Below are 21,949 nucleotides of genomic sequence, written 5' to 3' on the forward strand. Positions count from 1 at the left end.
CAAATCAATGCTTCAATCTTTAATAATTTTCTTTTTTTTAAGTTCACTTTTTATATTTTTGCACTATTATGGCAAAACAAGAAGATTTATTTAAGAATGTAATTTCGCATGCAAAAGAATACGGTTTTATTTTTCCGTCAAGCGAAATTTACGATGGTTTAAGTGCAGTCTATGATTATGCACAAAACGGAGTAGAGTTAAAAAAGAACATACGCGAATATTGGTGGAAAGCAATGGTTCAAATGAACGAGAACATTGTAGGTCTTGACGCGGCAATATTGATGCACCCAACCACTTGGAAAGCATCAGGTCACGTCGATGCTTTCAACGATCCATTGATTGACAACAAAGATTCAAAAAGAAGATATAGAGCCGATGTATTGATTGAAGATTATGCCGAAAAGCTAAATCAAAAAGCAATCAAGGAAATCGAAAAAGCGCGTGCTCGTTTTGGCGATGCTTTCAACGAACAGGAATTTGTAACAACAAATCCCCGAGTTATGGAGTATAAAGCCAAAGAAAGAGAAATTTTGGAAAGAATGGCTCGTTCGCTTGGTAACGAAGATTTGGAAGATGTAAAAGCTTTAATTGAAGAATTGGAAATTGCTTGTCCGGAATCAGGTTCAAGAAATTGGACCGAAGTACGTCAATTTAATTTGATGTTCGGAACAAAATTAGGAGCTTCCGCTGATACGGCAATGGATTTGTATTTGCGTCCGGAAACGGCTCAAGGTATTTTTGTGAATTTCTTGAATGTACAAAAATCAGGAAGAATGAAAGTTCCTTTTGGAATTGCACAAACAGGAAAAGCATTTAGAAACGAGATTGTAGCAAGACAATTTATTTTCCGTATGCGGGAGTTCGAACAAATGGAAATGCAATTTTTTGTACGTCCAGGCGATGAAATGAAATGGTATGAACATTGGAAAACAGCTAGACTGAATTGGCATTTGTCACTTGGTTTAGGAAAAGAAAATTACCGTTTTCACGATCATGAGAAATTAGCTCATTATGCGAATGCTGCGGCTGATATTGAGTTTAATTTTCCTTTTGGATTCAAAGAATTAGAAGGAATTCACTCGCGTACTGATTTTGACTTGAAAGCGCACGAACAGTTTTCAGGTAGAAAATTACAATATTTTGATGCTGAATTGAATCAGAATTATGTTCCTTATGTGGTGGAAACTTCAGTAGGATTAGACAGAATGTTCTTGGCTGTTTTTGCAACTTCATTAAAAGAAGAAACACTAGAAGATGGCTCTACAAGAACAGTCTTGAAATTACCGGCGGTTTTAGCACCCACGAAAGCAGCAGTATTCCCATTAGTTAAAAAAGACGGATTACCAGAAATTGCACATAAAATCATTGAAGATTTGAAATGGGATTTCAATGTGGCTTATGATGAAAAAGATGCTGTAGGAAGGCGTTATAGAAGGCAAGATGCATTAGGAACCCCTTTTTGTATCACAGTAGATCATCAAACTATAGAGGACCAAACCGTAACGATTCGTCATAGAGATACGATGAAACAAGATCGTGTAAAAATCACAGATTTGAAATCAATTATTGAAGATGAAGTTTCGATGAAAAATTGGTTGATGAAAATGTAATTATTTTTTTTCTTCATATAAAGAAAGGCTTTCCGATACGGAGAGCTTTTTTTTTAACTGTAACACTTATGGTGTTTATTTTTATATAAAGGATTATGCATTAAATTTTGGAGATCTCTAAATTAGAATTTATGCGCTTTGTCGGGTTTATTTGCACTTCATCTTAATGTATCAACATTTGCGGAAAACATATTAACAACAACTATTGAAAAGTGGTTAAATGCTTATTTTTAGACTGTTAAATATGATTTTTTAGGTCGAATTTTATGCTTTTCAATAATTTTTTTCTCAAAACCACCAGCATTGCTTAATAATTTGAAGTGCATTTTACTTTACAAATCGGATTTTGTACCTAACAGTTTTAGGAATAGCCATTAATGAATTACTCGTACATTATTATTGACGATGATCAAGAAAGTGTTTGGAAAACCAAAGCCATTGCTGATAGTTTTTCGGAGCTTACTTTTGTGACATCAGCAAATAATTACACGGATGGCTTAAATCTTATTTTAGAACACACTCCTGAATTGGTTTTTCTTGAAATTGACCCTGCTAATAAGGATAGTAATTTATCCTTATTACTCATTAATGAGTTGTACCGGTATCTTAAAGTAATTCCGAAAATTATTGTTACTACCACAAAGAAAAATTTCGCTTTTGAGGCTATTCAATATGAAGTGGCAGATTACCTATTAAAACCATTGAAGCGTATCGATATTGTAAAATCAATTTTAAAATTGAACAAATCGAATAACGAAGAAGAAGTTCTTTCTAAAAAATCACCAACTCTTGCTGAAAAACCCATAGTTTCCGTTAAACAAGAAACGCCACATCACGAGCAACCTCTTATTCTATGTGTAAAATCATATGGTGATTACAGGTATATTGATGCTAAAGATATTTGCTATTTCCAAGCGGATAATAATTCTACTGACATACACCTAAATAATGGTGAAATGATAACTGCTTTTAAAACATTGAAGCACTTTGAAGGAATTTTATCATTCCCTTTTATTAGAATTCACAATAGTTATATCGTAAACCGAAATTATATTTCTAGAATACATACTGGAAATACGGTATGTTATATTAAAAACACTACTACAAAGCTTCCTTTTTCCAAATCTTATAAAGCAAATGTAGACCTTATTATTTCTGATTTCTGCAACGGAAATTACTTAGAAATTTAAAAATAGTCATTTACCATAATTTGAGGGTCATTCACTATCAAACAGCTATGTTCTACCATATACGTCTTTTTTTGTAGGAATTTTTAAGATTACCTATGTAGTTTTACGAAACAATTTCCTGCAAAAGGGAATAAAAAAAGTAAAAAACATAACAACATAAAAACCCCAAATTATGAAAAAAGCAATCTTAACAATCGGTTTATTCTCTTTAGTATTGATCTTAACATCATTCACTACAACAGAAACAAATAATAATACTGTGAAATCTGATAATATCATTGGTGGTGGTGCAACAGGAGGAAATGTAAAAGTTGACATCATCGGTGGTGGTGCGACAGGAGGAAATGTAAAAGTTGATATAATCGGTGGTGGTGCAACAGGAGGAAATGTAAAAGTTGATATAATCGGTGGTGGTGCAACAGGAGGAAATGTAAAAGTGGATATAATTGGTGGTGGTGCAACGGGCGGAAATGTAAAAGTGGACTAATAATTTAAGTGCATTTTTAAATAATATTTAGGCTATCAACTATTTGATAGCCTTTTTTTATGTCAATAGTTTTATTTTACTATTTTTGGTAAAAATCATTAGCTGCTATTGAAAAATAAATACTACATATTTCTATTTTTGTTTCTAATTTTTGGTTATAGTTGTACAAAAAAAAATACAGAAAATATTCCTGTCACTTCTTCAGAAGACAGTCTTTCTGATTATTTTTCATTGGCAAATGATTTTACCTTAGCACGAGAAAGGAGACAAGAATATAGTCATAAAGCTTTTGATATCGTTGTGAATCAAGAGAATGATTCTTTAAATCGAGTAAGTCTATTCAAAGTTGCCAATCGCTATTATAACATAAATAATTGGAGAGATTTTAATAAAACGGTTCATCTTGTTTTGGAAAAGTCTGAAAGTGTCAAGGATACAATAAATATTACAAAAGCCTATACCTATTTAGGGGATTATTACGAATCGCAATCAGTTTCAGATAGTGCTTTCATGTTTTATTATAAAGCAGAAAAAATGTACGCTAAACTGGGAGATAATATTAATTTAGGTAAAACATTATTTAGTAAAGCAAATTTACTTTATAAAGCAGGGGATTTTTTAGGAAGTGAAAAATCAGTGTTCAATGTTTTGCGTATTGTCAAAGGAGAAAAGAAAATAAATAGTATTTTATATGATTCTTATAATCTTCTGGGGTTAATATATAATGAGCTTGGAGATTATGAATCTGCTATAGTTTATAATAATAAGGCATTGACTGTAATTGATGATGACATTATACCATTGGAATTTCAGTCCAGAGCCACTTCTTATAATAATATTGGCTTCCTCTATCTCAATTCACAAAAGTACTTACTTGCGAAAGAATATTTTCAAAAGGGATTAGAACAGAAAAATTTAATTGTCCAAAAACCATACGTTTATACAATGTTATTGGATAATTTGGCCTATTCTAAATTCAAATTAAATGAGAATGAAGGACTTCCAAAAATGTTTTATCAGTCGTTGAAACTGAGAGACAGTTTGAAACTAACTTCTGGGATATTTATTAATAAAATTCATTTATCAGAATATTTTGCTTCAAAAAAAGATATAATAAAAGCGTTACAGTATTCCAAAGAAGCATTATTACTTGCTAGAAAAACTAATATTTCACGAGATGTTTTAGTGGCTTTGAAAGAATTGGCTATTATAGAACCCGAAAAGGCTTCTGAATATACTAAGGAATACATTCGAATTAATGAAAATTTACAAAAAGCCGAGCGAAAAATGGGAGATAAATTCTCCCGTATAGAATTTGAAACCGATCAAATAAAAGGGGAGAATACAAGTTTGGAAACTAAAAACAGGAATTTGTTATTTGGGTTTAGTGTTTTTACTATGCTGGGTTTGTTTTTGTATATTATTAAAGCTCAAAAAACTAAAAATAGAGAGTTGTTGTTCAAACAAGAGCAACAAGAGGTCAACGAGGAAATTTATAATTTAATGATTTCACAACAAAGTACCATTGAGACTAACAGGGTTGTGGAGAAAAAAAGAGTTGCGCAAGAGTTACACGATGGGGTGTTAGGAAGGATGTTTGGAGTACGCATGAATTTAGATGGCTTGAATAAATTCAATGATGAGATTGCTGTTAATCAAAGAAATAGTTATTTAGCAGAGTTAAAAAATATTGAACAGGATATTCGTGAAATTTCTCATGATTTGAATAGAGAAAAATCAGAATTAATTAATAACTTCGTTGCCATTGTAAACAATTTATTTGAGGAACAAAAAAAGACATTTGAACCAAAATTAGTTGCGATCATTGATCCTGCTATAAAATGGGAGTCGTTAAGTAATGCGGTTAAAATAAATTTATATCGAATTATTCAGGAGTCACTTCAAAACATTAATAAGTATGCCAATGCGAATGTCATTAAAGTGGAACTTAAAATAAAGGAGAGCAATTTATTTTTAGCAATAAGTGATGATGGCGTTGGGTTTAATGTAAACAAAGCTAAAAAGGGTATTGGAATACAAAATATACAATCCCGAACAAATGAATGTGATGGAACGATAGAAATAAAATCAAATAAAGGAGAAGGAACAATCATTATAATTACGGTCCCAATAGAACAGAAACAAATACTTACAGAGAAATGACAATTGCCTCAACTCAAAAGACAATGATTCAAAATAATATATTAATTGTTGATGATCACCCTTTTATTATTGAAGGGTATAAGAATGCGATTACAAGATATAATCCTAAGGATTTTGAGTTTTTTATTAGTCAAGCTAAGGATTGTAAATCGGCATACGATATTATTACAAATCCAGATACTTTAGCTTTTGACATTGCTTTTTTAGATATTAGCATGCCACCTTATGAAGAAAAAGGTATTTATTCTGGAGAGGATTTGGCTAAATTGATTAATAAAACCATGCCTACTTGCAAAATTATTTTGCTTACTATGTATACAGAATTGCTTAAAATAAAAACTATTATAAGTACTATAAACCCAAACGGATTAGTAATAAAAAATGATCTAACATTTGACGAATTGCTTTTTGCCTTTGATAAAGTCATAAATAATAAAATTTATTATAGTCAATCGGTTCAAAAAATGTTAGACTTAGCAGAAAAAGATACAATAGAAATTGATCAATTTGATGAACAAATTTTATTTCATTTGTCAAAAGGAACTAAGCTCAATGAGATTTCACAATATATTCCTATTTCATTAGGAGAAATTGAAAGAAGAAAGCTAAATCTAAAAGAGTTATTGAAAATAGAGAATGATAGTGATATTGATTTAATACGCGAGGCAAAAAATCAAGGATTGCTTTTTTAAATGAATTTAAACAAAAACGACACTTTTTCAGGTGTCGTTTTTTATTTATGTTAGCGATTTCTATTCGCTCAAAGCATCCCAGCCACGTGCTTTTAAAGCAATTTTTGTATTGGCTCGAGTTACTAAATGAATTCCTTCACTTTCTTGTGTCATGTGACCAATAATCGTGAAATTTGGATTCCCTTTTATTTTTTCAAAATCTTCCATGGCAATGGTGAAAAGCAATTCGTAATCTTCACCTCCGTTTATAGCAACAGTAGTACTGTCGATATTGAATTCTTCACACACGTTAATAAACTGAGGATCGATTGGGAGTTTGTCCTCATATAAATTACAACCCACTTTAGATTGTTTGCACAAATGCATAATTTCAGAGGATAATCCATCAGAAATATCAATCATTGAAGTTGGTTTTATTTCCAAGGCGTGCAATAAAGTACGGACATCTTTACGCGCTTCTGGCTTCAATTGACGTTCTATCAAATAGGTATATGCATCTAAATCCGGTTGTGAATTTGGATTAACCTGAAAAACTTGCTTTTCTCTTTCTAGAACTTGTAATCCCATATAAGCAGCTCCAATATCTCCAGTAACCACTAATAAATCGGTTTGTTTAGCGCCGTTTCTATACACGATTTCTTCTTCGTCAGCTTCGCCAATGGCAGTAATGCTAATGATTAATCCTTTTTGAGATGAGGTAGTATCCCCGCCTATAACATCTACATTGTATTCACGTGCTGCATGCGTAATTCCTGCAAATAATTCGTCTAATGCTTCCAAAGGAAAACGATTAGATACCGCTACAGAAACTGTGATTTGAGTTGGTTTGGCATTCATTGCGCAAATGTCAGAAACATTGACCACTACAGCTTTATAACCTAAATGTTTTAAGGGCATGTAAGCCAAATCAAAATGTACACCTTCTATCAATAAATCGGTAGAAATAACTATTTTTTTAGCTGCAAAATCCAAAACAGCAGCATCATCCCCAATTCCTTTTAAAGTAGAAGGTTGATTGATTTCAAAGTTTTTCGTCAAATGGTCTATCAATCCAAATTCTCCTAATTGGGCAATACTTGTGCGTTGTGGGTTTTTATCTTCAATCATTTTTTTTCATTGTTTTGAGTTTGCAAATATACAAAGAAATATTGGCCGTGAATTACATCTATTTTCATGAATTTTATCCGACCTTTAGATTAGTTAAATTACATAAAATGAAGACATTTGATATCGTTACCCTTACCGTTAATCCTGCTTTAGATAAAAGCACTCATTTTAAAGGATTAGTCCCAGAACAAAAAATACGATGTGCTGAACCTCAATATGATGCTGGAGGAGGAGGAATCAATGTTTCTAAGGCAATCTCTCGTCTAGGAGGGACATCTTTAGCAGTCTTTACTTCTGGTGGACCAATGGGTAAAATGCTGGAGGAATTGGTGGCTAAGGAATCCGTTGAATTTAAAGCTATCGAAGTTCAAACTTGGACCAGAGAAAGTTTCGTCGCCGTGGATGACAACACTAATTCACAATACCGATTTGGATTTACAGGTGGTAAAATTTCAGAAGAAGAAACCAACAGAATTCTGGAGACCATAGCTGGTTTTAAATCAAAATTTCTAGTTGCCAGCGGTAGTTTGAATGAAGGTTTGTCAACAGATTTTTATCAAAAAATAGCAGAAATCGCAAAAAAAACAAATGCTAAATTAATTGTGGACACCTCTGGTGAATCATTACAAAAAGCATTAGAAATTGGCGTTTATATGATCAAACCCAATGTTGGAGAACTGGCAAAATTAATAGGCGTGGAGCGATTGGAACTGGAAGAAGTTAACGAAGCTGCAAAACAAATTATAGCCAAAGGTAGCGCCGAAATTGTAGTCGTTTCCCTTGGTCCGCAAGGCGCAGTATTGGTTACAAAAGATTCTTATGAATTTGTTCCTGCTCCTAATGTTGCCAAAAAAAGCACTGTAGGTGCCGGTGACAGTATGGTTGGCGGAATGGTTTGGGCGCTTTCGCAAAATAAAAGCCTGAAAGAAGTAATTCGTTGGGGAGTTGCTTGCGGATCGGCAGCAACGATGAATGAAGGAACACAATTGTTTAAATTCGAAGATGCCAAACGATTGTTTGAATGGTTAAAGGATAAATAAAAACAAAAAACCTGACAATTTTTACATCGTCAGGTTTCATTTATAATTTAAAATTGCTTCGCCAGTTTGCTTTACTCGGGTCAGAATTTAGAATAACTTTTAATCGTTCAACTTCAAAACCGCCATAAACGCTTCCTGTGGGATTTCAACATTTCCAACCAGTCTCATTCGTTTTTTACCTTTTTTCTGTTTTTCCAATAATTTACGTTTTCGAGAAATATCCCCTCCATAACATTTAGCGGTAACGTCTTTACGCAACGCTTTTATGGTTTCACGAGAAATTACTTTTACCCCAATAGCCGCTTGAACAGGAATGTCAAATTGCTGACGTGGGATTAATTCTTTTAGTTTCTCACACATTTTTTTACCAATGTGATACGCATTGTCGGCATGCATCAAGGATGATAAAGCATCCACAATGGTAGCGTTCAATAAAATATCCACTTTAACCAAATTAGAAGTTCGCATCCCAATTGGCGTATAATCAAAGGAGGCATATCCTTTAGAAACTGTTTTCAAACGGTCATAAAAGTCAAACACAATTTCAGCCAACGGCATGTCAAAAGTCAGTTCTACACGTTCCGTAGTCAAATACGTCTGATTGGTAATCAATCCACGTTTTTCGATACACAAACTCATTACATTCCCCACATAATCGGATTTAGTAATAATAGTTGCTTTGATAAAAGGTTCCTCCACATGATCTAAACGAGAAGGCTCCGGTAAATCCGAAGGGTTGTTTACGATAAGCGGCGTTGTAGGATCTTTTTTGGTGTAAGCCAAATACGAAACGTTGGGAACGGTAGTAATTACAGTCATGTTAAACTCTCTTTCCAATCGCTCTTGGATAATCTCCATGTGCAACATTCCTAAGAATCCGCAACGGAAACCAAATCCCAAAGCGGCTGAACTTTCCGGTAAAAATACCAACGACGCATCATTCAACTGCAGTTTTTCCATAGAGTTTCTCAACTCCTCATAATCTTCGGTATCCACAGGATAAATCCCCGCAAAAACCATTGGTTTTACATCTTCAAAACCCTTAATTATATTTGTTGTTGGCGTTTTTGCATCCGTCAACGTATCTCCTACTTTTACTTCTTTTGCTTCTTTAATTCCAGAAATTAAGTACCCAACATCACCTGCTGAAATGACTTGTTTCGGAACTTGGTTTAATTTTAAAGTACCAATCTCATCCGCAAAATATTCATTGCCCGTAGCCATAAATTTAATCTTCTGGCCTTTTTTAATCTGTCCGTTTTTTACACGGAAAATAACTTCGATTCCTCGAAACGGATTGTAATGCGAATCAAAAATTAATGCTTGTAACGGCTCTTCAACACTTCCTGATGGAGGCGGAATTTTTTCTATAATCGCTGCCAATATATTTTCTACACCAAAACCAGTTTTACCTGAAGCATGAATAATATCCTCCAATTTACAGCCAAGTAAATCAATAATATCGTCACTTACTTCCTCAGGATTCGCGCTGGGTAAATCCACTTTATTTAAAACCGGAATAATTTCCAAGTCGTTTTCCAAAGCCAAATATAAATTCGAAATTGTTTGCGCCTGAATACTTTGCGCTGCATCTACGATCAAAAGTGCGCCTTCACATGCCGCAATCGAACGAGAAACCTCATACGAAAAATCCACGTGTCCCGGAGTATCAATCAAATTCAGGATGTATTCTTGTCCTTTATACGTGTATTCCATCTGAATCGCGTGACTCTTAATCGTAATGCCACGTTCGCGCTCTAGGTCCATGTTGTCTAGCAATTGCGCTTTTTCTTCACGAGCAGTTACTGTTTGGGTAGCACCAAGTAAACGGTCAGCAAGCGTACTTTTCCCGTGATCAATATGTGCAATAATGCAAAAATTCCTAATGTGTTTCATTTTGTTGTTCATTCAATTTATTGGCCAAAATACCAAGCATTTAAGAAGGCAAATATACTGCAAAGTTTTTAACATTTTAGTTAATATTTAGTGCGTTCAATTAAGTATTAAACAAATCTTAAATGTTTATTGCTTTGTAAAAGAATATTCTTTTATAGCTAAATTTGTATTCCCTAAAATGTAAAAAATTGAACTACGAACGAGTAAAAGAAAAATTGGAAATTCTAGCGGATGCAGCAAAGTATGATGTTTCCTGTTCCTCAAGTGGTGGTAACCGAAAAAACACCAACAAAGGATTAGGAGATTCTTCTGCTTCAGGTATATGTCATACCTATACCGAGGATGGGCGCTGTGTCTCTTTGCTGAAAATTTTACTCACCAATTTTTGTATTTATGATTGTGCTTATTGCGTAACCCGAAAAAGTAACGACATACAGCGGGCAGCATTTACCGTTGACGAGGTTGTGGATCTAACCATTAATTTTTACCGCAGAAATTACATAGAAGGCTTGTTCTTGAGTTCGGGTATTTTTAAAAATGCCGATTACACCATGGAACGCCTGGTTCTGGTTGCCAAAAAACTTCGATTAGAACATAATTTCAATGGATACATTCATTTGAAAAGTATTCCGGACGCCAGTGATGAACTCATGCGCGAGGCAGGTTTGTATGCAGACAGGTTAAGCATGAATCTAGAAATCCCTACAGAATCCGGTTTAAAATTATTGGCTCCAGACAAAAATCATCAGCAAATGATAAAACCGATGGGTTTTGTGAAAAATGAAATTTTAGTTTACAAAGAGGAAAAGAAAAAATTTAAATCGACTCCGAAATTTGCCCCAGCAGGTCAGAGTACACAACTTATTATCGGCGCCACCCAAGAAACGGATTTTCAGATCATAAAAGTTGCTGATCATTTTTATAATGATTTCAACCTAAAAAGAGTGTATTATTCGGGATATGTTCCTATTTCTAATGATAACCGTTTGCCTCCATTGGGCTCTCAGGTTCCACTGATAAGAGAAAACCGATTGTATCAAGCGGACTGGTTGATGCGTTTTTATGGTTTTAAAGCTGATGAAATTTTAGAAAAAAACAATCCTTTCCTAGATTTAGAAGTAGATCCAAAATTAGGTTGGGCACTACGAAATATCGATAAATTTCCGGTAAACCTTCAATTTGGATCCCTTGAGATGATCCTAAGAGTTCCAGGAATCGGAGTCAAATCAGCTTATAAAATTATCAATGCTAGGCGTTTTCAAAGTCTTACTTTAGAACACATAAAAAAAATGGGAGTTGCAAGTAATAGAGCAAAATATTTTATAACAGTTGCTAATGTCAATAAAAGTCTTCAATTTTTGGATTCGATAAATTTGAAGAATATCATATTGAACGAAACAAAAAGTAAGTTCGAAAACCCTTTTAGCAATCAATTAACGCTACTGAATGACGATTCTTTTCTACGATAATACTTTAGAAGGTTTTTTTACCGCTGTTTTTGAAATATTCGAATTCAAATACGTGGACGTAAGTATTATGCCTTCTAATACTAATCAAAATTCCTTTTTCGCCACAATCATTCCAGTTTACACCAATATCGAAAAATCCGATAGAGTTTTAGCACGACTGGAAAAACAAGTAGGTAAAAACGGAATTAGAGAACTGTTGTATGCTTTTTTGTCGGAAACCGAAAATGTAGAGAATATTTTATACCGAGTTATAAAATATGCTGTTGAAAATCCGACCCTTAATGTTTTAAAAGATTTTTCCAATCCGAATGTTTTACAAGTGTCTAAGCTGGTTAAAAGTGTAGGCAGAGAAAAACATAGAATGGAAGCCTTTGTGCGATTTGAATTGTTGAAAGATGGCATTTATTTTGCAGCAATTTATCCTGATTTTAATGTGCTTACACTTATTGTCAGACATTTTAAAAATCGGTACCAAGACCAAAAATGGATGATTTATGATTTTAAAAGAGGCTATGGTGTATATTATGATTTGAAAACTACAGAGATAGTTACTTTGGATAACGACAAGCAAATTTTACTGCAAAAAGGAGATTCTATTTTTGATGAAAAAGAAATAAACTATCAAAAGTTGTGGGTAGAATATTTTGACCATACCAATATAAAAGAAAGGAAAAACACAAAATTGCATGTACAACACGTACCCAAACGGTACTGGAAATATTTGACTGAAAAAAAAATATTTTAATCAATAGCGTATAAACCTTATTTTTGCACCAAAATACATGAAGATGATCAAGATTGGCAACATAATATTACCCGAATTCCCTTTACTTCTTGCACCTATGGAAGATGTGAGCGATCCGCCTTTCCGCCGATTGTGTAAAGCTCATGGTGCCGATATGATGTATTCGGAATTTATTTCTTCCGAAGGATTAATCCGCGACGCCATTAAAAGCCGAATGAAATTAGATATTTTTGATTATGAACGTCCTGTTGGGATCCAGATTTTTGGTGGAGACGAAGAAGCTATGGCCATGTCGTCTAAGATTGTTTCTACCGTAAACCCGGATTTAATAGATATTAATTTTGGTTGTCCCGTCAAAAAAGTAGTTTGTAAAGGAGCCGGAGCCGGGGTTCTCAAAGATGTAGATTTGATGATTCGTTTGACTCAGGCTGTTATCAATAGTACCCATTTGCCAGTAACTGTAAAAACCCGTTTGGGTTGGGACGATAATTCGATAAATATTGATGAAGTTGCGGAGCGTCTGCAAGACATTGGTGTTGCCGCTTTAAGCATCCACGCCAGAACTCGTGCGCAAATGTACAAAGGCCATTCCGACTGGTCGCACATTGCCCGAGTGAAAAACAATCCAAGAATTACCATGCCTATTTTTGGTAATGGCGACATTGATTCACCCGAAAAAGCATTACAGTACAAAAACGAATACGGGATTGATGGCATCATGATTGGTCGTGCTGCGATTGGTTATCCTTGGATTTTTGACGAAATTAAACATTACTTTAAAACGGGAGAACATTTGCCAAAGCCTACCGTTATTGATAGAGTCGAAGCAGTGCGAAATCACCTCACTTGGGCCATGGAATGGAAAGGAGAACGATTGGGAATTGTTGAAACGCGTCCTCATTATACCAATTATTTCAAAGGAATTCACTCTTTTAAACCCTTCAAACAACAATTGGTAACTTTAGACCGACCGGAAGAGTTGTTCGCCGCTTTGAATGAAATCGAAGAAGCGTATGCGGGTTATGAGGTTGTTTAATTAGATATTTCACACATAAATTTCACTAATTAGCACAAATTATTTCGTGTAAAGTAGTGGAATTTCCGTTTTGGTTTTTTAAAATCTGAAATCAAAAGTCGTTAATCTTTATTCGAGCTTTTGCGAACTGGTGAAGCAATCTGAAATCTTACTCCAACAACTTTTTACTCACGCGACTACTTGCAATCAGTGAAGCAATAAAGCCAAGAGTGACAATTGTTCCCATAACTATCAATACGTTTTCAAGGGAGAAAACAACGGGATACGCCAGTGTAGGTGTAATCATAACTAGTTGAAAATGTTGTTGCAGTAACACAATTACAATCCCTAAAACCAACCCGATAATTCCGCCAAAAACACTCAATAAAGTACCTTGAAGCAGAAATATTTTTCGCAAATCTTTGATTTCGGTTCCTAGATTAAAAAGGGTTTTCAAGTTTCCTTTTTTGTCCAAAATCATCATAATTAATGCGCCAATCAAATTGAAAAGCGCCACAACAATCACCAAAGTAAAGATTAAATACACAGCAATATTCTCGGTATTCAGCATTTTATACAAGGATTCATTGAGTTGAGCCCTGTTTTTTACAGTGATTTTATTATTGAAAATAGTTTGGAGTTCGTCTGTAATGGCACTTTCATCCGCGACAGCTTTCACTTTTATTTCAATGCCAGAAACCTGATTGGTTTTATATTCTAATAATTCTTGTGCTAAACCTAAATCGGCAAAAACATATTTAGAATCTAAATCTTCGCTGATGGCATAAATTCCAACAGGAATAATATCGGTTTTATTAAAAGCTTGTTCCGGATTTTCAATTGCACCTTTTCCTGGTTTTGGAACTAAAACTTCCAATTGACGATTGAAATCGAGCAATCCCATCGAGAATTTCTGGGCAATTCCGTAACCAACCACCACTTGATACGTATCTGGTTTAAGCCATTGTCCGTTAAAAAGTTTCTTTTCAATAGCATTTACTTTACTAAAATTAGAATCAACACCTTTTAAGTACGTAACTTCCTGTTTACCGTCAAAAGTAAATAAAACTCGTTCTTCAATGATTTTGGTGTAGGAAACCAAGCCGTCGATTTTCTTGATTTGGATCTCCTGATTTGGAGCGATTAAAAAAGATTTCCCTAATGTGCTGCTTATTTTTAAATCAGGATCAATGTCATTGGTAAACGAAAGGCTAAAAACTTTCAGCCCACTAAAAACTGACAAAACCACGAACAACGCCATGGCACCAACAATAATTCCCATGCTGGCAATCCGATTGATGATGTTGATCGCATTATTTTTGCTGTTGCTGCGAATGTAGCGTTTGGCGATGTAAAGGGGGAAATTCAAGTTTTATTGAAATCTACGTTTGTCCAGAAGGTCTCTGTTTTCTATAGGATTATCTCTATTCGCTAAGGCATTGTCAATTTTTTCGATATAGTCCAAAGAGTCGTCGATAAAGAAAACCAAATTAGGTACTTTTCTTAATTGTAAACGTACACGCTGTGATAAATCATGTTTTATTGTTTTAGCATTGGACTTAACCGCTTCTAAAATCTCTTTTGCTTTGTCCTGAGGAAAAACGCTTAAATGCACTGTAGCTACAGATAAATCTGAAGTTACAACAACCTTGGATACCGAAATAATTAAATTAGCTACTCCGTTTTTTCTCACTTCACCTTGCAGAATGTCAACCAAATCTTTTTGGATAACCCCACCTATTTTTTTCTGTCTATTTGTTTCCATGCTGCAAAAATACTACTTTTAAGTTTTATACAAACAAATTTTAAATGTAACCTAACAATAGTTGTGTTTTTAGAAGCTATTTCCTGCTATTCGCTATATCTTATGTGCCGAACACCGGCACACAAGGATGTCGCTCCTATCAGGGCTAGGGGATTAAGGAACTATCAATTCAGATTAAATACAAACTAATTCCATCCTATCTCGCTTCCCTTTGGGGAGCGTTGGGGAGGGGAAAATCTAAAATCGTAATGCAAAGACCTTCATTCTCCATCTACGACGCATCAGCAGGTTCCGGAAAAACCTATGCGCTGGTCAAAGAATACCTTAAAATCATTCTTGTTGCCAAAAAAAATGATGCCTACCGAAACATTCTCGCCATTACATTTACCAACAAAGCGGTTCATGAAATGAAAAGCAGAATTGTAGGCAGTTTATCCGAATTTGCTAAAGACGAACCAAGTTCAAAAGCACAGGATTTAATGCAGGATTTATCCGTAAATACAGCGCTTTCTATCATTGAAATAAAAACCAAATCACAGCAAATTATCAAGCATATTATTCATAATTATGCTGCATTTGATATTTCGACCATTGATAAATTTACGCACAAAGTCATACGGGCTTTTGCCCATGATTTGAATTTACCTATGACTTTTGAGGTGACTTTAGATACTGAAAATTTATTAATTGAAGCCGTCGATGCCATCATCGCACAAGCGGGAGAAGATGAAACATTGACAAAGCTGTTAATCGATTTCACAATGGAAAAAACCGATGATGATAAATCTTGGGATATTTCCCGTGAAATTCTCGAAACGGGACGTTTGGTTCTTAATGAAAATAATAGAAATGAAATCACCCATTTTCAAGATAAATCCATCGCTGAGTTTGTCGAAATCAAAAATAAACTATCGGAAGCCTGCAAAGACTTAGTAACGCAAACTATTATTTTTTCAGAAGAAATATTGACTCTAATTGATAAGAACGGAATAGATGTAAAATCCTTTTCCAGAGGTACTTTTCCAAACCATATCAATAGTATTCAGCAAGGGAAATTCAATCCCAAGAATAAAACTTTTCATGAGTTTGATGATATTGCTATCAATAAAACGGCTAAAGATCGGGCGATTATCGAAAATCTTATTCCTGAATTTTTGCAAATACTGGCTAAGGTTTATGGCGCTTTTGAGAAGATAAATTTCTATAAAGCATTCTTGAAAAACATTACACCATTGTCATTATTGAATACGGTCAGTAATGAATTAGCCAAAATTCAAGAAGAACAAAATGTACTTTCTATTTCCGAATTTAATGCGATTATTCATCGTGAAATTCAAAATCAGCCCGCCCCTTTTATATATGAACGATTGGGTGAACGTTACCGTCATTTTTTTATAGATGAATTTCAGGATACGTCTGAAATGCAATGGCAAAATTTAATACCGCTAATTGATAATGCTACTTCCAGTGAAATTGATGGTGAAAAAGGAACTTTGATGATTGTAGGCGATCCCAAACAATCAATCTACCGTTGGCGGGGTGGAAAAGCCGAGCAGTTTATTGAGTTGAGTAAAGACCAAAATCCGTTCAATAATCCAGAGAAGGTTTTGGAGCATTTAGATAAAAATTACCGCAGCTATTCGCAAATAATCGAATTCAACAATGATTTTTTTCAATTGTTATCGAATGAATTCGAACATTTGGATTACAAGGATTTGTATGAAAATCACAGTAATCAAAAGATAAATGATAAAACGGGCGGCTACGTAAATATTTCTTTCATTCCAAAAGTAGAAACTTCGGAAGAAGATGAAGAAACGTTGGATAAAACCGATCTGTATGTTTTGGCGACATTAAATACGATTCAAAAATCACTACAACAAGGCTTTCAATACAAAGACATTGTTATTCTGACTCGTAAAAGAAGTCAAGGTATTGCGATTGCTAATTATCTGACCGAGCAAGGTATTCCGCTACTGTCATCCGAAACCTTGATGATCCAAAATGCTACGGAAGTTCGTTTGATTATTCATCTTTTAAAATACCTAAAAAATAGTTCTGATTTGGAATCTAAAGCAAATTTCCTTCAATATTTAGCGCAAAATAGTCAGGATAAATTACCGATTCATGATTTTATTGCTCAAGGAATGGCATTGTTTCAAGAAACGGAATTCGAAAATTGGTTGATGAGTTTTGATGTTTCACTTTCCTTTCAAAACATCAGAAAAAAATCATTGTATGAAGCGGTGGAAACGATAATAACTAAATTCCTCTCCCCGGCCCTCTCCAAAGGAAAGGGTGACGGAGTGGAAAACTCCGTGGATAAATTAGGAGATAATATATCTTTTTCTTTGGATAAAAATAGTCTTGTTGGGTCGGATAAATTAGGATACATGACGGGTGGAAATTATTCTCCTCTTTTAATTGAAAAAGCAAAAGAGAAGAGAAAAGAACCAACGCATGCTGAGAAAGTTCTTTGGATGGAGCTTAAATCTAAATCATTAGAAGATTATAAATTCAGGCAACAACATTTGATAGATGACTTTATTGTTGATTTTGTCTGTTTGTCAAAAAAACTGGTAATAGAAGTTGATGGTAATTATCATTTTACAGAAGAACAAGTTGAGTTAGATAATAATAGAACAATTACGCTACATAAATTAGGGTATAAAGTCATTCGATTTACAAATGATCAAGTGACAAAGACCATTTCAGAGGTTTTGAATAAAATAAAAGAAGAGTTAATTTTACAAGAAACTTTTCTAAACTCCAGTTCTCCGGTTATGGCTCCCTACCCTTCCGGGAGAGTTGGGGAGGGGAATGCCTACGTCCAATATTTCTTGGATATTGTTCTCGAGCGTGACATTCGCAACCAAGCTGGAATTTCGGATTTTTTAAATTTTTGGGACAAAAATGCAGAGAAATTCAGCATTCCTTCGCCGGAAGGTACTAATGCAGTTCGGATTATGACGATCCACAAATCAAAAGGATTGGAATTTCCGGTTGTGATTTTTCCTTTTGCCGAGGAAGATTACACTAGGAAACCCAAAGACAAGTTGTGGCTCAATGCAGAGGAACAAGATTTTGGTCTGCCAAAGGTTTTAATTGACAATAGCAGTGCGGTAGAAGGGTTTGGCGAAGAAGCTGCTGAGGTTTACAATCAAAAAAAGCAGGAAGAATTATTGGATAATATTAATGTTTTGTACGTGGCTTTGACTAGAGCGGAGGAACAATTGTATGTGATTTCGAATATGAATTTGTCCAGTAAAGGAGAAATTCCAAAGAATAATATGTGTAGTTTTTTTATTCATTATTTGGCCAACAATGGAGGATTCGATGAAAATAAATTGGAATATGAATTTGGGAATGCAACGAAATTATCTTCCGCAAAACAACACGTCGATACTTCAAAAACGATTCCTTTAGTTGCTGAAATTCTGAATCCAAAGAATATAAAAATTGCAAAGCGTGAAGCTTTAATGTGGGGTACACTACAACAGGAAGCCATAGAATACGGAAATGTAATTCACGAAATTCTTTCTTTTGTAAAAACTAAAAATGATATTGATTTGGCAATTACAAAATCAATTGAAAATGGATTAATTACCCTCAAGCAAAAAGAATTAGTTTATAAAACGATTCGGGAAATTGTGAATCATTTAGAACTTTCAATTTATTTTGCGGAAGGAAATGAAATTTTGAATGAGCAAACAATCATTCAAAAAGAAGGGAAAACAGTAAAACCGGATCGAATGGTTTTAACTAAAAATAAGGAAGTGTTGTTGCTGGATTATAAAACTGGAATACATAATGTTAAATACCAACAACAATTGGGAAATTATCAGGATGCTATTGAGAAAATGGGGTACAAAGTTGTTAAAAAGGCATTGATATACATAGGGAAAGAAATCGATGTAGTAAATTTGTAACCTTAATATTGAAATGAATAAATAACGGGCTTTAATAAACTTATATAATGTACGGAAAAATCAAAGAATACTTACAGTCAGAATTACAAACTATTGAAGATAATGGAATTTTCAAAAAAGAAAGAATCATCACTTCTCCGCAAGGAGCAGAAATCATTATTTCGACAGGTGAGAAAGTTTTAAATTTTTGTGCGAATAATTATCTTGGATTATCATCGCACCCAGAAGTGATTCAGGCTGCAAAAGACGCTTTGGATACGCATGGTTTCGGAATGTCATCGGTTCGTTTTATTTGTGGAACTCAGGATATTCATAAAAATTTAGAAAAAAAGATTTCTAAATTTTACGGAACGGAGGATACTATTCTTTATGCAGCAGCTTTTGATGCTAATGGCGGAGTTTTTGAGCCGTTGTTAGGAGAAAATGATGCGATAATTTCAGATAGTTTGAATCATGCATCCATTATAGATGGGGTTCGTTTGTGTAAAGCGGCTCGTTATCGCTATGAAAACAGCAATATGGAAGATTTGGAGCAGCAATTGATCAAAGCGACAGCGGCTGGAAGACGTTTCAAATTAATCGTTACTGATGGCGTTTTCTCTATGGACGGTGTTGTGGCTCCTTTGGATAAAATCTGTGATTTAGCGGATAAGTATGATGCACTGGTTATGGTTGATGAATGTCATGCTGCCGGATTCATTGGTGCAACCGGAAAAGGAACCCTAGAGGCAAAAGGCGTAATGGGAAGGGTAGATATCATTACTGGAACATTAGGAAAAGCCCTTGGAGGAGCAATGGGTGGATACACGACTGCTAAAAAAGAAATTATTGAAATATTGCGCCAACGTTCCAGGCCTTACTTATTCTCTAATTCCCTTGCGCCGGCCATTGTTGGGGCATCAATAAAAGTTTTGGAAATATTAGAAAGAGATACTGTTTTACGCGATAAGTTAGAATGGAATACAAATTATTTCAAAGCAGGAATGAAAGAGGCTGGCTTTGATATCATTGACGGGGATTCTGCGATTGTGCCTGTAATGCTTTATGACGCTAAATTGTCCCAAACTATGGCAAATGAGCTTTTAAAAAGAGGAATTTATGTTATTGGATTCTTTTTTCCAGTGGTCCCTAAGGATAAAGCAAGAATTAGAGTGCAACTGTCTGCAGCACATACAACAGCTCATTTAGATAAGGCAATTAGTGCTTTTATTGAAGTCGGCAGAATGTTAAATGTTGTATAATTTTGATTTGAAGTTATATAATTTCCACTTTTAGCGATTTTTACAGGTTTTTTTTAACATTTCATTTTGTAGTTAAAAATTTACGAGTTACTTTTGTGTGTAATTAACTAAATTGTAATTAAAAAAATTAAGTATGAAACATCTTAACAAACTTTTAGTTGCCGTAATGATGGTGATGGGTTTAAGCTCTCACGCACAAGACAGTAACAATCCATGGGCAATCTCTTTTGGAGTTAATGCCGTTGACACTAAAACTAGTGCTGGTGGTGGGCATAATTGGTTAGACCAACATTTTTCACAGCCTTTCGCTGTTAAAGACAACTGGAACATTCTTCCTTCTGTATCATACATTAGTGTATCTAGATACATAGGAGATAATTTCTCTTTTGGACTTACTGGTTCTGTAAACAAAATTGATAAATATGTGAAATTTGCTCCAACTGCTGTTGGTCATGATTCTCGCGGATACATAGTTTCTAATCCTGGAGACCTAATGTATTACGGTGTTGACGCAACTATTAAATACAGTTTGATGAGCTTAATCAACTCTAAAGTAATTGATCCGTCATTATCTGTTGGTGGAGGATATACATTCTTTGGAGACAGTAGTTATGGAACTCTTAACCCAGGTGCCGGTCTTACTTTATGGTTTACTGAAAACATAGGAATAGAGCTTGCAACAAAATATAAAAAATCTTTTGGCGATAGAGAAGATGCTTCTGGTACTCCTGACGCTCCATCACATTTTCAACATAGTGCAGGTCTTATTTTCAAATTTGGAGGTAAAGATACTGACGGTGATGGAATATTTGACAAAGATGATGCGTGTCCAGAAGTTGCTGGTTTAAAACAATTCAATGGTTGTCCTGATACTGACGGAGATGGAATTCAAGATAGTGCTGATGCTTGTCCAGATGTTGCTGGTTTAGCTGCATTCAATGGTTGTCCTGATACTGATGGAGATGGAATTGCTGACAAAGATGATGCTTGTCCAGATGTAGCTGGTTTAGCTGCATTAAAAGGATGTCCTGATGGAGATGGAGATGGAGTAGCTGATAAAGATGACAAATGTCCAACTGTTGTAGGTCCTAAAGAAAATGCAGGTTGTCCTTGGCCAGATACTGATGGAGATGGTGTTTTAGACAAAGATGATAAATGTCCAGACGTAAGAGGAACTGTTGCTAATCAAGGTTGTCCAGAAGTATCTGAAGAAGTTATGAAGACTTTGAATAACTATGGTAAAATAATCTTGTTTGATTCTGGTAAATCTACTTTCCAAAAAGGTACTTACACAGTATTACAATCAATCAGTTCAATCTTGAAAGAATATCCTTATTCAAAATTCATGATCGAAGGTCACTGTGATAGTGATGGTAGTAATGAACTTAACCAAACATTATCTGAGAACAGAGCAGCTGCAGTTAAAAATTATTTAATTGAAAACGGAATTGCTACTGATAGACTTAGATCTACAGGTTTTGGTGAAACTAAACCAATTGCAAGTAACAAAACTGCAAAAGGAAAAGCAATGAACAGAAGAGTTGAAATATCTTTGATAAAGGAATAATTTCTTTCTAAAATATTTATGGAAAACGCCTCG

General features: G+C 34.5%; 16 protein-coding genes. 12 read left to right on the top strand and 4 right to left on the bottom strand.

Annotated elements, in window-relative coordinates:
• Positions 1–68: 68 nt before the first annotated feature.
• From ACM55G_RS02770 to ACM55G_RS02790, 5 genes are all read left to right on the top strand, one after another.
• A complete protein-coding gene (locus ACM55G_RS02770; RefSeq protein ID WP_416842383.1) occupies positions 69–1,610 on the top strand; it encodes a glycine--tRNA ligase in 1,542 nt (513 codons plus the stop codon).
• 377 nt (positions 1,611–1,987) lie between these two features.
• Positions 1,988–2,800, top strand: a complete 813-nt coding sequence (locus ACM55G_RS02775; RefSeq protein WP_416842384.1) for a LytR/AlgR family response regulator transcription factor — start codon at positions 1,988–1,990, stop codon at positions 2,798–2,800.
• A 172-nt stretch (positions 2,801–2,972) separates the two neighbouring features.
• Positions 2,973–3,287 (top strand): 3-oxoacyl-ACP reductase, encoded by a 315-nt coding sequence (locus tag ACM55G_RS02780; protein WP_416842385.1) that lies wholly within the window; start codon positions 2,973–2,975, stop codon positions 3,285–3,287.
• A gap of 138 nt (positions 3,288–3,425) precedes the next feature.
• The gene (locus ACM55G_RS02785) at positions 3,426–5,450 is read left to right on the top strand and encodes a tetratricopeptide repeat-containing sensor histidine kinase (protein WP_416842387.1); all 2,025 of its coding nucleotides are present in this window, start codon (positions 3,426–3,428) and stop codon (positions 5,448–5,450) included.
• Between the two features lie 23 nt (positions 5,451–5,473).
• The gene (locus ACM55G_RS02790) at positions 5,474–6,142 is read left to right on the top strand and encodes a response regulator (RefSeq protein ID WP_416842388.1); all 669 of its coding nucleotides are present in this window, start codon (positions 5,474–5,476) and stop codon (positions 6,140–6,142) included.
• Between the two features lie 60 nt (positions 6,143–6,202).
• Here ACM55G_RS02790 and thiL read toward each other — a convergent pair whose 3' ends face one another.
• Positions 6,203–7,249 carry a thiamine-phosphate kinase gene (thiL, locus tag ACM55G_RS02795; RefSeq protein ID WP_416842389.1) on the bottom strand — a complete coding sequence of 349 codons (1,047 nt, stop codon included), beginning with the start codon at positions 7,247–7,249 and terminating at the stop codon, positions 6,203–6,205.
• 107 nt (positions 7,250–7,356) lie between these two features.
• On the opposite strand from thiL, the gene ACM55G_RS02800 reads away from it, so the two are divergent.
• Complete coding sequence (locus tag ACM55G_RS02800) at positions 7,357–8,289, top strand: 1-phosphofructokinase family hexose kinase (RefSeq protein ID WP_416842390.1); 933 nt, start codon at positions 7,357–7,359, stop codon at positions 8,287–8,289.
• Positions 8,290–8,388: 99 nt separating this feature from the next.
• On the opposite strand, the gene lepA is transcribed toward ACM55G_RS02800, so the two are convergent.
• Positions 8,389–10,185: a translation elongation factor 4 gene (lepA, locus tag ACM55G_RS02805; protein ID WP_416842391.1), complete on the bottom strand. Its 1,797-nt coding sequence runs from the start codon at positions 10,183–10,185 to the stop codon at positions 8,389–8,391.
• A 188-nt stretch (positions 10,186–10,373) separates the two neighbouring features.
• Here lepA and ACM55G_RS02810 point away from each other — a divergent pair, with 188 nt between their 5' ends.
• From ACM55G_RS02810 to dusB, 3 genes are read left to right on the top strand one after another with little or no spacing between them, the layout of a single operon-like run.
• The gene (locus ACM55G_RS02810) at positions 10,374–11,654 is read left to right on the top strand and encodes a putative DNA modification/repair radical SAM protein (RefSeq protein WP_416842392.1); all 1,281 of its coding nucleotides are present in this window, start codon (positions 10,374–10,376) and stop codon (positions 11,652–11,654) included.
• On the top strand, positions 11,632–12,399 hold the full coding sequence (locus ACM55G_RS02815) for a TIGR03915 family putative DNA repair protein (RefSeq protein ID WP_416842393.1): 768 nt from the start codon (positions 11,632–11,634) through the stop codon (positions 12,397–12,399). Before ACM55G_RS02810 ends, ACM55G_RS02815 begins: the two co-directional genes overlap by 23 nt.
• Before the next feature lie 43 nt (positions 12,400–12,442).
• Positions 12,443–13,435 carry a tRNA dihydrouridine synthase DusB gene (gene dusB / locus ACM55G_RS02820; protein ID WP_416842394.1) on the top strand — a complete coding sequence of 331 codons (993 nt, stop codon included), beginning with the start codon at positions 12,443–12,445 and terminating at the stop codon, positions 13,433–13,435.
• Between the two features lie 148 nt (positions 13,436–13,583).
• Here the strand turns inward: dusB and ACM55G_RS02825 are convergent, their stop codons facing one another.
• Both ACM55G_RS02825 and rbfA read right to left on the bottom strand, forming a co-directional pair.
• Positions 13,584–14,783: an ABC transporter permease gene (locus ACM55G_RS02825; RefSeq protein WP_416842395.1), complete on the bottom strand. Its 1,200-nt coding sequence runs from the start codon at positions 14,781–14,783 to the stop codon at positions 13,584–13,586.
• A gap of 3 nt (positions 14,784–14,786) precedes the next feature.
• Positions 14,787–15,179 carry a 30S ribosome-binding factor RbfA gene (gene rbfA, locus ACM55G_RS02830; RefSeq protein ID WP_416842396.1) on the bottom strand — a complete coding sequence of 131 codons (393 nt, stop codon included), beginning with the start codon at positions 15,177–15,179 and terminating at the stop codon, positions 14,787–14,789.
• 248 nt (positions 15,180–15,427) lie between these two features.
• On the opposite strand from rbfA, the gene ACM55G_RS02835 reads away from it, so the two are divergent.
• From ACM55G_RS02835 to ACM55G_RS02845, 3 genes are all read left to right on the top strand, one after another.
• A complete protein-coding gene (locus tag ACM55G_RS02835; RefSeq protein ID WP_416842397.1) occupies positions 15,428–19,108 on the top strand; it encodes a UvrD-helicase domain-containing protein in 3,681 nt (1,226 codons plus the stop codon).
• A gap of 47 nt (positions 19,109–19,155) precedes the next feature.
• Positions 19,156–20,349, top strand: coding sequence for a glycine C-acetyltransferase (gene kbl, locus ACM55G_RS02840; protein WP_416842398.1), 1,194 nt, complete (start codon positions 19,156–19,158; stop codon positions 20,347–20,349).
• A gap of 133 nt (positions 20,350–20,482) precedes the next feature.
• Positions 20,483–21,916, top strand: coding sequence for an OmpA family protein (locus ACM55G_RS02845; RefSeq protein WP_416842399.1), 1,434 nt, complete (start codon positions 20,483–20,485; stop codon positions 21,914–21,916).
• Positions 21,917–21,949 lie beyond the last annotated feature (33 nt).

Origin of the sequence: Flavobacterium algoriphilum, assembly GCF_048158655.1 — a bacterium.
Lineage (GTDB): Bacteria > Bacteroidota > Bacteroidia > Flavobacteriales > Flavobacteriaceae > Flavobacterium > Flavobacterium algoriphilum.